We start from the raw sequence: 13,416 nt of genomic DNA, 5'->3' as shown, positions 1-13,416 counted from the left end.
GGAATTTGGATTTTATATGGATAGAAAAACAATGAGAACAAAATAGTAAATCGAGCTGATTTATTCCAATGCTTGTTGGCTTGCTTTTATGAGTGGTAAGATGGGCGGGTTAATTGGAATATGAAAACAAAAGCGCCGGGTTATTTCACCGGCGCTTGTAAGTATTTGCTTATTTGTGGTTGGTGCCAAGGAAGGCAAATGGTTTGGAGGCGACAAAGTTCTTCGAAGCATCTCCTGCGTAGGTTTCATGGTTAGCTACGCTCAACTTTTTAATAGGGGCCCCTTGGGAGAAGTCAACGTTTTTAAAGTTTACCCAGAAGGTATTCGGTGTCATGGTCGACTCGAAGAAGTACACGAGGTTCTTATGATCGGCTACAATGCGCCAGCGGGTAGAGGAGATATTGGGTTGATCGGGTGTTGAAATGCCTAAGGGGGTAGAACAGCTCCTGATTACACTGAACATAGAAGCTACGCCAACGTGCATATCGGCTGTTTTGGGTGTTGATTCAGCATAGAACGAAGCACGTACGAAACGATCTGCTGCCCGGTTTGTACCTGGTAACATCACGGTGCCGCCAATTTCTCGCCAGTATTCATCTAAGGCTAATTGTTTTTCGAAGATGGGGGAGTTGGTCATTACATTGTACGCAGTATCGTGGTGTACCACCAATTTCCCTTTGATGTATTCGAAAATAGCATTGTCGCCATGTTTATCGGAGAGCGACATGTGCAAGGTGGCGGTGCGTAATTCGCCGGGTACATTGTCGGTAACAATTTGGAAGGGTTCATTTTTCAAAGCTGCTACCGCTTCAGCTACCGTGGCGTAGTTGTCGAGCACATATTGAGCCCAAATGGCGATGCTCATACCGGGTTTAGACTCGTCGCGAACGGGGTATTCAGATTCAACCAGCCACAAAATATTCGCTACTAAACCTTTTTCGTTCATACCATCGGTGGTACTAATATCATAGCCGGTTACAATTACACTACCATATTTAGATGTCCACTTCACCGAATTGGCACCTACTTCGCCATTTCGTGTAATGCCGCGGGGAAAGATCCATAGGTTAGACTGAATATCGGATTTCCAATCCATTGACCGGGCCGTCAATACTAAACCGTCTAATCCTTTATATACAACACGCGTGCAGGCTTTAGAAGTGGGGAATGCGATGAGTAATAATAAGAAACCGCTACACAATGCGGCGATGTACTTAACTGTTTTCATTGCTTACGATTTATAGTTACACTTTCATAACAGCCACAATTAGAATAAGTTCGGGGAAAGTAAAAAAGGGTTTGCTGGTCAACCAGCAAACCCTTCATGCATATATTTATCCTTACTTCTTTAAATGCAACTTCAACTCTGCTGCTGCTTGCAAGAAAGCAGAACGTGTGGCAGGCGAGTTGGCTAAGGCATTTAATAAACCGAAATCGTGGATTTGACCAAGGTAACGAGTGGTAGTTACTTGTACACCGGCAGAGTCCAATTTACGTCCATACGCCTCACCTTCTTCCCGTAAAATATCATTCTCAGCGGTAATAATTAATGCAGGTGGTAAGCCTTTTAATTGATCGAGTGATGCTTGTAATGGTGATATATATGGATCGAATAGTTGAGAAGAATCGGCATACAAACCATACATCCATTTCATGAGGCTGGTGGTTAAGAAACGATCTTTACCGAATTCTTGGTAAGAAAGATCATTCGTATCAGCATTCACCAAAGGCCAGAACAAAATTTGCGCTTTAATAGCCGGACCATTTTCAGCTTTTGCACGCATAGCAGTAATGGTACTCATATTACCGCCCACGCTATTACCAACAATTGCCATGTTTTTACCATCTACATTCAACGCTTCACCATGTTCGGCGATCCATTTAGTGGCAGCGTAGATTTCATTGATTTGTGTAGGGTACCTCTTACCAGGCGTTGGGGTGTAATTGATAAATACGCCGCTGTAACCCGTTAAAACCGCTAAGTCGCGTACCATGCGTTTGTGTGTAGGATAATCGCCCAATACCCAGCCACCGCCATGGATAAATACGAATACAGGTAAGTTACCTTTAACGCCGGCAGGACGAACTACGTTTAATTTAATGGTAAAGCTATCGGCTTGGATCGTTTTTTCGAACTCGTCGATACCACTATAATCCACTGTGGCACCCGCTTGTGCATTTACTAATACTGCCCTGGCTTCTACAGGTGTTAATGTTTCGAGGGGTTTACCGCCGCCGGTGTTAAGGGCGTGTAAGAAATTTTGCGTGTAGCTGTCGAGGCGGGGATCTTTGTCGTAGGCTACAACTTCAGGGGCAGATGTTTTAGTAGTGTTGTGATTGCTTTCTTGGGATGCATTGTTGCAAGCCATAAGCGACATAATGATACCGGCGCTAAGGAAAACTTTTTTCATGAGCTATAATTATAAATGTTTGTGTGCGTACAAGCATGGTGACTCCTGTTGCAGTTATTACTGCAATGCGAGATCAATTACTTGTATGGAATAATGAATACTTAAACGGAAGTGTAAAATTACTGGGGTTGCATGGGGGCATCAAGAGAGATACGATGTTTTGAATTGTATAATTGCTGCTTTGTGGAATGACTCCTAAAGAAATCTTTTTTACGACCTTACAAGATAAATTGAAAGAAGTTGTTTGCTAATTACCTGTAAATCATACATAATAAAAATGAGTTATGTAATATGATAATTTCTTATTAAGTTCAACGTCGATATACATTTCATCAACCATTAAAAAACTCCCAATGACTGCACGTACAACCCATGCAGCATGGGCCACAAGCGTATTGCTTGCAGGCCTGCTATTCTCTTCGTGTTCCAAAAACCAACAAGACACGCCCCCAACACCCACATCAACAGACTCTGAACGCGCTTTCCCCGGTCGTAAGGGCGAAGTTGTTACAGCCTATTTAAATGGTTCGGCCATGGCGGTAGAGCGTATTGATGGCTTGCGCGTTTTTGAAGGCGACATTATGTTTGATTCACCCGGTGAAACCCCGCAAACAGAAGGTGCCGGTATTATTTCGAAGTATTGGCCAGGCGCGGTTGTATATTACACAATTAACAGCGCGATTTCGGCTACTAAGCGCACGACTATTCTAAACGCGATTGCTTATTGGGAGTCGAACACCATTGTACGTTTTACCCCGCGTACAACAGAAGCTAACTATGTAGAGTTTATGAATTCTACAGGTTGTTCTGCTACCATTGGCATGGTAGGCGGTAGACAAACCGTGAACTTGGCGGATAACTGTACGTATGGTAATACGATCCACGAAATTGGTCATACCATGGGCCTATTACATGAGCAAACACGGGCCGATCGTGATGCGTATGTCGTTATCAATTATGCCAACATCGAGAGCGGTAAAGAACATAATTTTAACAAGTACAGTAGTGGTTTCGACAATGGAGCTTTTGATTTTGGATCGATTATGTTATACGGTTCGTATACATTTTCCGCAAATAACTTGGCTACCATTACCAAGTTAGATGGATCTACATTTACGGGCCAGCGTACCGGTTTATCTGCCGGTGATAAGGCCACTATTACCGCTATGTATGGCACGGTGGGTAATGCCGCACCAACGGCAAGTATTACAGCGCCTGTAAACAATGCATCTTATGCCGCACCTGCAAGCATAATTATTAATGCAACGGCTGCTGATACTGACGGTACAGTTAGTAAAGTAGAATTCTACAATGGTGCTACCAAGTTAGGAGAGGATGCTACGAGCCCGTATTCGTTTACATGGACCGGGGTTGCGGCCGGCTCTTACGCATTAAAGGTTGTAGCCTATGATAACTTGAGCGTAACGGGTACATCATCGTCGGTAAACGTAACGGTAACGGGTGGTACAGATACAACCGCTTGCAGTGGTATTCCAGCATGGAGTGCTACGCAGGTGTATGCTACACCGGGTATCCAGGTAAGTTACCAAGGAAAAGTATTCTCTAATAAATGGTGGATACAAGGTACCGCACCTAACCAGGCAGATACTTGGGGGCCGTGGGCGTTTGTGAAGAATTGTGGTGAGTAATGTTCTATTGCTTATTTGTTGTAATTCCCCGGTTGTATACACCGGGGAATTTTTTATAATAATGCATTGTAGAGGTCGTAATTCTCTTTGTCGAAACACACGAATGTAATATCCATTTCGGGATGTTTCATTAAGAAATCTTTCGCTGCTGTAACGGCAATATCGGCAGCAATTTCTTTTGGAAAATGGTAGATGCCGGTACTGATATTAGGAAATGCAACAGATTGTAGGTTATTATCTACAGCGAGTTGCAAACTATTGCGGTAGGCATTTTCGAGTAATTGGGGTTCGTTGTTGTTACCACCATTCCATACGGGTCCTACGGTATGAATAACAAACTTTGCAGGCAGGTTGCCGCCCGTTGTAATTACCGCTTCACCGGTTTTGCAGCTACCTTGCTTATTCCTAATTTTCACACATGCTTCTAAGATAGCATTTCCCCCAGCACGGTGAATAGCACCATCTACACCGCCGCCACCTAATAGGGAGGAGTTGGCCGCATTTACGATAGCATCCACCTTTACCTTGGTGATATCGCCTTGTTGGAGTGTAATCATGTTGCGTGAATTTTTTTGTAAAACAAAGCTAAAGGATTTATATTTTTTATTATTTTTAATGCACCTAATTATATGCCAAAAGCGATGCATAGTATGCCAACATCTTCACAGCCCGGTACGTGGGCGAAAAGCAACTGGAAATATTTGCATGATTGGGATGATTGATTTGAACGGGTTGATAGCTTGTTTGGGGTGGTAATTGCATGGGCATATTAGCAAAGAACAACGTAATTTTTTGAAATGCACAATACAATAAGGGATGTAAAAATCTTGGAAATTGAACAATACTCAATCGGCCTGATGGCGAAAGTAAAGGTAGACGATATGAAGTTTATTACTATTGGGGAGATTTTACATGCTGAAGGTGAATATTATAAGGTAAAGGGCATAGTAATGCACATGATTCCTCCTCATGCATTGTATGAGGGTTGGGATAATGGTATATACCCTTGTTGTTTAGAGCGATTGGAATCGTTGCCTAAATAGCCTTATCTATCAAAACTATCTTATGGAACTTGAGAATACAAAAATTGGATTTATTTATCCCATATCTGAACGAGAATTATTAGAAATGAAAGTCGGAGGCTATATTGGACATGTATTGGTGGAATTGCAAAATGGGAATAGGTATCGACTCGCTTATATGATCCAGTAAGGTTAAGTCAAGAAATTCAAGACGAAGAAAATCTAATTGAGTATGGCTTAATTGTAGTACAAGAAGTGATAATGGATAATATAAAAAGGCCAATCAAAAAAATGTTAAACACTAATTATTTCAATTCTCTTACACCATTTGATAATTATGAATGTAGATATTAGTATTGAAGCTTTAGAAAATAATTATTGGCAAGATATTGACTTCCCGACAAAGTTAGTAAGCGATGTACATGCGCTTAGGAAGAAAAAATTGACAGATTTATTGCCTTGGGAAATCATGACCGCTATTGGTCAAGAAGTAGGCTTGGAATATACTTTGCCATTAGCTATCGAATTGTTAAAGCTAGGCATAGGGATTGAAGCGAAATACTATCCAGGCGATTTGTTAAAAACAGTACTGCAAACTAAGGATGATTATTGGTTGGCACATAAAAAGAATTGGGAAGAATTGATGAGCTTAATGGAAGCTAATATTCTATTACTCCCAGGGCTAGATATAGATAAAAATACCCTTAAAGAAATCCATATACAATATGATAAATTTCGAATATTATACCCCTTGCGTAAATAGATAATAGTGATGAAATTAATTGGTAGCCTAACTGAACAACAATTTAGAAAAGAATTGATTCAATCACAACAAACGATTTTCAGCTATAAAAGCCCTTTGTTGCTATGTCTGAAAAATAAATATCCAGGATTTATACGGCGTATATTTTAGATTGGATACCTGAACAAGAAGCCGATGTTTACACTTGCCTAGTAAATGATGATATAATTGTAATGATTGAAATAGATAGACTTAGTGGCATAGTCGAAAGTTTTGAACAGCAAACTATTGACCAGTATGAGTTCAAGCGGTCAAGAACAGACAGAATACGATTGGCAGTAGCATTAAGCATAGCAAGAGAAAGTATAGACAATGAAATTTAGCGCACAGGTAAACGGCTCATAAAATATTTATATGATGTATCAGGTAACCGCATCAGTAATATAGTAAATGGCGTTGAAGCCTGCTACATCCATGATGCTACGGATAATGTAATGAGTATCTCTGTAATGGGTGATGCTGCTGTGAATTGTGGGTTGATGCGTCAGACCGAAACGCACCTTTACGGTAGCAGCCATTTGGATGGTATTCATGGTTATCGTATGGACTCATATCGTAATTATCTGTCAAAGAATGGATTTACAAACGCCTTGTCATTTGATGGTTCTGACTCCGCTTTATTAATAAGAGATAAAACAATTTTAATTCAGAATGGAGACGGTAAAGATAAATATACAGATAGTGGAATAACTTTTAGAGTGCCAGTTTCAAAATAATATTGTCATGAAATCAGAAAACTCATCGAAAGGCTATAAGGTAGAGAAGAAACGCCCTGGGATTTTCTCGCTCATCATCATTGCGTTAGCGTGTTTAATTTTCCTTTATCTTTCAATAGGAAACCTAATAACGTTTATTAATAATAATGTACGTGCATACATTGGAATATTGAGGGAATATGATTTTTTTATAAAAGTGCTTTTGTCTATTGTGCTTGTTTTTGTGTATATAAAAAAATATAGAAAGAGAAGTGATTTATTTCCATTAGTAGGGATTGGCTATTGGTAATCGGATCATCATTTATTTTACAGGGTTGCTTTCTTTTTTATTCGGGGATACCTCTTTATGGTTTATAAAATACATAGTAGGGTGTTTAGTTGGAGGTCTTTCATACCTGGTAAATAGAAAACGAGCAGATTCAAATGCTGGTTGGTTGCCAGGTATAATAGCTTTTCTATCCTCATTATTTGGAGGTAGTGTAGAATATTTGCTCATTCTTGATCCCCCTAACTACCCTTCAATGCTTTATATAAACTCATTTCCTTCCCTGTTTTTTTGGGTTATAGGGCTACTGGTAATTTTATTACCTGCTTATTTTGCGGCGAAGGGATTTAAGCTAAAAAAGTAAGGCGCTAATTTTACTGCTATCAGTAACAGAAATTATAGCCCCGAAATCTCCTCCTAAGTCAGTTGGTCTTCATCTTTTTATGTACATTTTTGAAATAGCATCATCAGGATAGGGTGGTTGAATACAGCAGGTGCTGGGGTATTGGGTGCTTTAAATTTTAACACTTCAATTAGTAGCCCATTTTCGACTTATGATCCAAAATTAATGTACTAGAATCCATAAATATGAGAAAGGAAATACAGATAAACGAGTTAATTGCATATATCAGTTCAAAATGTGGAGGAATAGATTTATCTGAAGAAAGCATAATTTTTGATGACTTAGGGATCAATGGAATTGATGCTGCAACATTGATGGAGGATTTGGCAATAAAGTTTGACTTTTCGTTGGAATCGTTTGATTACAGTAGGTATTTTCTTTCTGAAAGTGAACTTTCGAACATTTTTCGATCGCTATTGTATGCGCTATTTAAAAGGGATAAGTTGCCATCGAAGACTTTTAATATTAAACATCTAAAAAGGGTAGTTGATAGAGGAAAATGGTTTGATCCTGAAGTAATTAATGATAGATTGTGATCACGTTTTGTTTAATAAGTATAAGCTTAATAAGGATGGAGAACTATTTGAAACATTTGAGTACAAGCAGAATAGAGGGCTTGATGCAAATAAAGATGAGCAAATTACTAAAGGAGGAGTTAGTAGTATCGTTAGAAAGAAAAAGGAATTGGGAGAAAACAAGAAAAATTAATTTTGTGAAAAAAATCATTATTCTATGCAATGTAATCTTTATAATGACATCCTGTCAAAATAAAGAAAGAAACATACCATCTGATCTAGGTACGTTAAGTGGTGGTAAAAGTCCACAAAGCCAGCTATTAGATAGCGTTGCTTCAAACCTAGAAAATAAATTAGTCAAGTATGACACGCTTACTATGAATGAGAAAAATGCACTTAAGATAATAAGTCGCGAGAACGAATTTATTATTAGTGCGGATAGTGTAAAAAGGATATACGATATTTATGGTAATTTGGTTCAAAGCTCATTAATAATTTCTAAGGAGAAATTATTTGAAAAAGGCTATATCTCGTATCAATTTATTTTTATTGTAAACAGGTATTCTCTTTATGCAATATATAATTATAATCTAGGAGAGGCTTCTGATGGACGAGGAAATGCTTTTTTTATTGATAATAGCTATTATATTCATACATTGAACAGTTGTGGAATTACAAATTGTATTACAGAAGTTTATGAGAATAGAGTAAGGTTATTGCAAAAGACTAGCACGTTAGAGTAACGTTTACATTACTGCTAAATAGAGCCAATTACAATTAGTTTAATTAACTGTAATTGGTTTTTTTATTTTTAGGTTGTAGCCCCCTGAAAAATCACTCATCCCCACTACCATCCTATTGCAACAGCCCCCCCCATATTACAGCGAATATTTAGTTAACCAATTGCATACCAAGGTTTTTACGCTGAGATGCTACTTGGTAGCTATTCCATACACAACACGCCGAAAACCCAATCCAGGCTTTCTAAACGCTTACATATGAAATAAAGACCCTTGTGAAACTCAGTTTCGAAAAATCAGTTGTTGCTGTGCTCAATAAAGCCCAACAAAGCGAACTCCACGGCGGAACTTCTGGTGATACTCACGGCAGTGTTTGTATTTCGTACTACCAAACTTGCGAATCAGTGCCTTATACGCAGTTCAATGCTTTAAATGCGCTGTGTAAGTAAAGGTGCTATTGCAGCTTCACGTTAAAAACGCCATTGTAGGTTGAAAGGTATGTTGCATTTATCGAAGCAATACTTCGATTTTACAACTTTACGATGCTTTCTATAATAACTGCAAAAATGTAAAAAGGTGGTGTGCCTGGTGCTGAATAGCCAGTAGGTGCTACGCAGGTACTTGCAAAACTTTACAGTATACCGGTCACTGTTTGTTATTACTGCTGCGTGTAAATATACTTTCATCTTAAATTGTACTTGCAGACCAAGTAACTATTGAATATTTTTATGATAATTTAGGGAATCGAGTGTATAAGCGCTATTATAAGGATGGCGCATATACAAAAACTTGGTATGTAAAAGATGCTCAAGGTAATACGCTAGCTGTTTACGGTAATAGGCCTACGAAACCATCTAGCATATATTGGAACGAACAACATTTATACGGTAGTACAAGACGGGGGATGTGGACACCTTCTTTGTTGATGTCAGCTTCAATAAATAGTAGCACGGTTTGGAGTACTGATGGGCTAAAACTGTATGAATTATGTAACCATTTGGGAAATGTCTTAGCTGTTATCTCGAATAAGGCTTTACCACAAGGTGCTCCAATGCCCCATAACTTGGCTGAGTTAAAAAGCGTTCAAGATTATTATCCTTTTGGAATGATGATGCCAGGTCGTAAATTTACTAATACTTATCGTTATGGGTTTAATGGGAAGGAGAATGATAATGATAATGAGGTAAAGGGAGAGGGAAATCAACAGGATTATGGGATGCGGGTGTATGATCCGAGGATAGGGAAGTTTTTGAGTGTGGATCCAATTACTAAACAATATCCGGAACTAACTCCTTACCAGTTTGCTAGTAATAGCCCTATTTCTGCAATTGATTTAGATGGTCTAGAAGCAACAATAAGCATTGAGAAAAACACATACTTCGTAGCCTTAAAAAATATTGATTTCAGATTTATACAACGGAAATCAACTGAGTATTTTACTCAAGCGACAATGGATTTCCCTCGGCATGATTTTTCCATTAATACACAAATGTTTGATTATAAAAGTTCCATCGATTATTATTATGCAAAAACTCTTCAACCATCTAGCGATTACACTCCTCAAGGACAAAACGTTGCTCATGGTCAGGTAATATCCGGTAGATCTGCTGATAAGACATTTCACATATCGCATAATAAAGATGGGACATGGTCGACAGGGTATGGAGATGTGCCTAAGGATGTGACGTTTGGCATTGGTGGGGGTACTCCAATAGTTATTAATGGATTGAAATTTGGAGAAGAAAATGTATTTACGGATAACGCTCCAGACCGTGTAAAAAAAATAGGTGCCAAAGGTTGGGTTGATCCAGCAGATTGGAAATATCTGAAGCAGAAAAGTAATGGTGTTTATGCAGGGCAAAATGATGCGGCAGTCGGCAAAACCATATTAGGATTTAATTCAAAAACTAATGATTGGATTATTGTATCACAACAAAACGGGAAATAAGGCTTTACGTTAGATCAAATTTGAGACCGTTTGGTTAGTCAAGGGTATAATAATATTCTTTCATTTGAAGGTTCTACATCTTCTACATTAGTCGAAAATGGGAAACCACTGGTTAATCCAGATCAAAGAAAAAATAGTACAATTCCATCAGGTTTAAATCTTTCAGTGCCTGGCAAATAGCATATTTATGAAACTAATTATAAAAACAAGCATTATACTTATTGCATTGTGTATGTTAATAGGTACTATAATGATATTTTTAAATGATATAAAAATATTATTTACAAGAGAAAGTGCTGCTTATTCATCTATTATATCAGATGTTAATCAATTATATACTATCATTTTTTTTATTGGATATTTAGGTATGACTGTGTTAGTGTTTCGACAATTTAGTACAAGAAACTTGTTAGTATTGTCGCTTGTATTGGTTTTATGGTTACTAAGTGGTAGAGTAGCAGCAGTTAAGGCCTTTCCCGATGGTAGAGTAATTACGGGCTGGTATTATATTGAAACAAATTCTTTTAAACTATGTAAAGAAAATGAAGATTGTGAGAGTGTACTTTTTAAGGAAACTAAGGTAAAGTTATTACCATTATGGTGTATTAGCATCAATAATAAGGATACAAATAGAGTGATTTTTATTGGACCTTTTACATGGAACAGTTGTATCAAAATTTTTGAAGAACATATTGGTAAATAATTTATATAGGGGATATACGGTGTAGCTCGAGCTATTCGGCATGTACTGGAAAACGCGCGTAAATTGTTCACCAAGGAATGTCGAATGCTAGGTAACCCTAACTTTATCCTTCGACCACTTGGTTTTAGTTTGCAAATTACTAAAATGAGGAGAGAGAAGGTATCGTTATGGGTTTAACGGTAAGGAAAACGACAACGAAATCAAAGGAGAAGGTAATCAGCAGGGTTATGGAATGAGAGTTTATGATCCGAGGATAGGTAGGTTTTTGAGTATGGATCCGATTTCAAAGAGTTACCCGGAGCTAACACCCTACCAATTTGCAAGTAATCGACCTATTGATGCTATAGATATAGACGGATTGGAAACTTACGTCTTAACTCAATCATTTGACGGAAAGGGAAACGTTATGAGTAGTTCATTCGTTTGGGATGAAGGTGCAGCACCCGTACAAAATGGACAAGTTCATTACGTACAGAGAATAGTAACAAGTGAAAGTATAAAGCGAACAAGTCAAGTGATTTCCGCAACAAAAATCAATTATAGAGGAGGCGATTTGAAACCTACACCTACGCCGCCTGGAATATTAGGAACAACTAACTACTATAAGTGGAGAGATAATGACTTTGATATACGTCAGACGCTAATGGATGATCTTTGGTCATGGCAGCCTGAAGCACCTGATTATTATTTGGATTACGGGGACAGATATGTGGCCACTATCGGATCAGGATCCTAGAAATAAAGAAACAAAATAGTGATATATTAAACAAAAAATATGTTAAGACCTCCGGTATTGGTGATTATATTAATTTCAAGTGTATTCTTTTCATGCACTAACTCAAGAAATAGTAACGAGTCAAAAGATAGTACGCTTAGTAACGTCCAAGTTAAGGACAGTAGCTTGCATTCAAATGACATTATTAATAAAGAGAGGACTGATACGATGACATTTCCAGAAGCAATGTACGCAAGGATGTTGGCTGCTGATACTGGAAGCTACTTAATAGTGGAACGGCAATCTAATGGTATGAAAATTAAGTTAGCCTATAAAGATTCAATTCCAATGATGTTAGAAAGTCCGGCCCTAGACGATGGTGGTGACGAAGTGGGATTGGTTAAATTTTACTTTTGGAATGATGGTAGTATGTGTTATTTAATACAAACTGAATTATATATTACTTTTAAAGTTTTAAATGGCTTAAGTTTATATCATTTTACTAAACGCGGTAACCAGTTGAATTGGACAGAAACTAAATTCCCAAATCAAGAAGCATTGGAATGGAAAATTAAGGAGTTTAAAGAAGAAATGAAGGCTAGTGCTAATTGTTTCCTGAATTTAAATTTCCCAGCTAGGATTTGGAGATTATAGTAAATTAGAGTTTTATTTTAAAAAGGTATTAGATATTATTAGTGCTATACGATGCCAAACCTCGTAAGAGGTTGTAAGTTTAATTTTATGTTATTAAGTTAGATGAATATGTAACAGTACCATCTAGTATTATCAATATAACGAAAGCTTAAGCAATATTTTTTTGTTTTAAGCTTTCGTTATATTGATAACGTCATAGAGTTTGAGTAAGCTACTTGTAATGTCAAAGTATTTCGATCATAAGCTTTCCCTCAAACCCCTCATCTACACTGTCACGCTTTGCAGCATAATTCCCCATATTACAGCGAATATTTAGTTAACCAATTGCACGCCAAAGTTTTTACGCAGAGATTCTAATTGGTAGCTATTCCATACACAACACGCCGAAAACCCAATCCAGGCTTTCTAAACGCTTACATATGAAATAAAGACCCTTGCGAAACTCAGTTTCGAAAAATCAGTTGTTGCTGTGCTCAATAAAGCCCAACAAAGCGAACTCCACGGCGGAACTTCTGGTGGTACACACGGCAGTGTTTGTATTTCGTACTACCAAACTTGCGAATCAGTTCCTTATACGCAGTTTCAAATGCTTTAAATGCGCTGTTTAAGTAATGGTGCTATTGCAGCCACACGTTAAAAACGCCATTGTAGGTTGAAAGGAATGTTGCATTGATCGAAGCGATACTTCGACTTTACAACTGTACGATGCTTTCAATTGTAGCTGCAAAATGTAAAAAGGAGGTGTGCCTGGTGCTGAATAGCCAGTAGGTGCTACGAAGGTACTTGCAAAACTTTACAGTATACAGGCCACTGTTTGTTATTACTGCTGCGTGTAAATATACTTTCATCTTAAATTGTACTTGCAAACCAAGC

At 37.9% G+C, this 13,416-nt stretch carries 15 protein-coding genes and 1 pseudogene; 13 read left to right on the top strand and 3 right to left on the bottom strand.

Annotated elements, in window-relative coordinates:
- Positions 1-169 precede the first annotated feature (169 nt).
- A complete protein-coding gene (locus tag LX64_RS07045; RefSeq protein ID WP_111596897.1) occupies positions 170-1,228 on the bottom strand; it encodes a linear amide C-N hydrolase in 1,059 nt (352 codons plus the stop codon).
- A gap of 112 nt (positions 1,229-1,340) precedes the next feature.
- Positions 1,341-2,411 carry an alpha/beta hydrolase gene (locus LX64_RS07040; protein ID WP_245952573.1) on the bottom strand — a complete coding sequence of 357 codons (1,071 nt, stop codon included), beginning with the start codon at positions 2,409-2,411 and terminating at the stop codon, positions 1,341-1,343.
- Positions 2,412-2,764: 353 nt separating this feature from the next.
- On the opposite strand from LX64_RS07040, the gene LX64_RS07035 reads away from it, so the two are divergent.
- Positions 2,765-4,060, top strand: coding sequence for a M12 family metallopeptidase (locus LX64_RS07035; RefSeq protein WP_111596896.1), 1,296 nt, complete (start codon positions 2,765-2,767; stop codon positions 4,058-4,060).
- A gap of 53 nt (positions 4,061-4,113) precedes the next feature.
- Here LX64_RS07035 and LX64_RS07030 read toward each other — a convergent pair whose 3' ends face one another.
- Entirely contained in the window at positions 4,114-4,617 is a 504-nt protein-coding gene (locus LX64_RS07030; protein WP_111596895.1) for an O-acetyl-ADP-ribose deacetylase, read from the bottom strand.
- Between the two features lie 240 nt (positions 4,618-4,857).
- Here LX64_RS07030 and LX64_RS07025 point away from each other — a divergent pair, with 240 nt between their 5' ends.
- The 12 genes and pseudogenes from LX64_RS07025 to LX64_RS26470 all read left to right on the top strand — a co-directional run bounded on the left by LX64_RS07025 (position 4,858) and on the right by LX64_RS26470 (position 13,138).
- Positions 4,858-5,103, top strand: coding sequence for a hypothetical protein (locus tag LX64_RS07025; RefSeq protein ID WP_111596894.1), 246 nt, complete (start codon positions 4,858-4,860; stop codon positions 5,101-5,103).
- Positions 5,104-5,419: 316 nt separating this feature from the next.
- Positions 5,420-5,845: a contact-dependent growth inhibition system immunity protein gene (locus LX64_RS07020; RefSeq protein ID WP_111596893.1), complete on the top strand. Its 426-nt coding sequence runs from the start codon at positions 5,420-5,422 to the stop codon at positions 5,843-5,845.
- A 473-nt stretch (positions 5,846-6,318) separates the two neighbouring features.
- Complete coding sequence (locus tag LX64_RS25820) at positions 6,319-6,600, top strand: hypothetical protein (RefSeq protein ID WP_148707229.1); 282 nt, start codon at positions 6,319-6,321, stop codon at positions 6,598-6,600.
- 7 nt (positions 6,601-6,607) lie between these two features.
- On the top strand, positions 6,608-6,889 hold the full coding sequence (locus tag LX64_RS07015; protein ID WP_111596892.1) for a hypothetical protein: 282 nt from the start codon (positions 6,608-6,610) through the stop codon (positions 6,887-6,889).
- A 564-nt stretch (positions 6,890-7,453) separates the two neighbouring features.
- Positions 7,454-7,804: a DUF1493 family protein gene (locus LX64_RS07005; RefSeq protein WP_111596890.1), complete on the top strand. Its 351-nt coding sequence runs from the start codon at positions 7,454-7,456 to the stop codon at positions 7,802-7,804.
- A gap of 176 nt (positions 7,805-7,980) precedes the next feature.
- Positions 7,981-8,526, top strand: coding sequence for a hypothetical protein (locus tag LX64_RS07000; RefSeq protein WP_148707228.1), 546 nt, complete (start codon positions 7,981-7,983; stop codon positions 8,524-8,526).
- A 272-nt stretch (positions 8,527-8,798) separates the two neighbouring features.
- Positions 8,799-8,972 (top strand): class I lanthipeptide, encoded by a 174-nt coding sequence (locus LX64_RS25995; protein WP_158538562.1) that lies wholly within the window; start codon positions 8,799-8,801, stop codon positions 8,970-8,972.
- A 476-nt stretch (positions 8,973-9,448) separates the two neighbouring features.
- On the top strand, positions 9,449-10,471 hold the full coding sequence (locus LX64_RS06995) for an RHS repeat domain-containing protein (protein ID WP_158538561.1): 1,023 nt from the start codon (positions 9,449-9,451) through the stop codon (positions 10,469-10,471).
- Positions 10,472-10,658: 187 nt separating this feature from the next.
- On the top strand, positions 10,659-11,174 hold the full coding sequence (locus LX64_RS06990; RefSeq protein WP_111596887.1) for a hypothetical protein: 516 nt from the start codon (positions 10,659-10,661) through the stop codon (positions 11,172-11,174).
- A 175-nt stretch (positions 11,175-11,349) separates the two neighbouring features.
- A pseudogene (locus LX64_RS06985) lies at positions 11,350-11,910 on the top strand (RHS repeat-associated core domain-containing protein); the annotation flags it as partial.
- Positions 11,911-11,949: 39 nt separating this feature from the next.
- Positions 11,950-12,543: a hypothetical protein gene (locus tag LX64_RS06980; RefSeq protein ID WP_148707226.1), complete on the top strand. Its 594-nt coding sequence runs from the start codon at positions 11,950-11,952 to the stop codon at positions 12,541-12,543.
- 424 nt (positions 12,544-12,967) lie between these two features.
- Positions 12,968-13,138: a class I lanthipeptide gene (locus tag LX64_RS26470; RefSeq protein WP_394337180.1), complete on the top strand. Its 171-nt coding sequence runs from the start codon at positions 12,968-12,970 to the stop codon at positions 13,136-13,138.
- Positions 13,139-13,416: the final 278 nt, after the last annotated feature.

The organism is Chitinophaga skermanii, from assembly GCF_003259335.1.
GTDB lineage: Bacteria > Bacteroidota > Bacteroidia > Chitinophagales > Chitinophagaceae > Chitinophaga > Chitinophaga skermanii.
The sequence above is the reverse complement of the archived record's forward strand: the minus strand, read 5'-3'. Positions and strand labels throughout refer to the sequence as shown.

Coding starts and splice junctions, on each gene's coding strand:
- LX64_RS07045 (WP_111596897.1), bottom strand. CDS start 1,228: ATGAAAACAGTTAAGTACATCGCCGCATTGTGTAGCGGTTTCTTATTA.
- LX64_RS07040 (WP_245952573.1), bottom strand. CDS start 2,411: ATGAAAAAAGTTTTCCTTAGCGCCGGTATCATTATGTCGCTTATGGCT.
- LX64_RS07035 (WP_111596896.1), top strand. CDS start 2,765: ATGACTGCACGTACAACCCATGCAGCATGGGCCACAAGCGTATTGCTT.
- LX64_RS07030 (WP_111596895.1), bottom strand. CDS start 4,617: ATGATTACACTCCAACAAGGCGATATCACCAAGGTAAAGGTGGATGCT.
- LX64_RS07025 (WP_111596894.1), top strand. CDS start 4,858: ATGCACAATACAATAAGGGATGTAAAAATCTTGGAAATTGAACAATAC.
- LX64_RS07020 (WP_111596893.1), top strand. CDS start 5,420: ATGAATGTAGATATTAGTATTGAAGCTTTAGAAAATAATTATTGGCAA.
- LX64_RS25820 (WP_148707229.1), top strand. CDS start 6,319: ATGAGTATCTCTGTAATGGGTGATGCTGCTGTGAATTGTGGGTTGATG.
- LX64_RS07015 (WP_111596892.1), top strand. CDS start 6,608: ATGAAATCAGAAAACTCATCGAAAGGCTATAAGGTAGAGAAGAAACGC.
- LX64_RS07005 (WP_111596890.1), top strand. CDS start 7,454: ATGAGAAAGGAAATACAGATAAACGAGTTAATTGCATATATCAGTTCA.
- LX64_RS06995 (WP_158538561.1), top strand. CDS start 9,449: ATGTCAGCTTCAATAAATAGTAGCACGGTTTGGAGTACTGATGGGCTA.
- LX64_RS06990 (WP_111596887.1), top strand. CDS start 10,659: ATGAAACTAATTATAAAAACAAGCATTATACTTATTGCATTGTGTATG.
- LX64_RS06980 (WP_148707226.1), top strand. CDS start 11,950: ATGTTAAGACCTCCGGTATTGGTGATTATATTAATTTCAAGTGTATTC.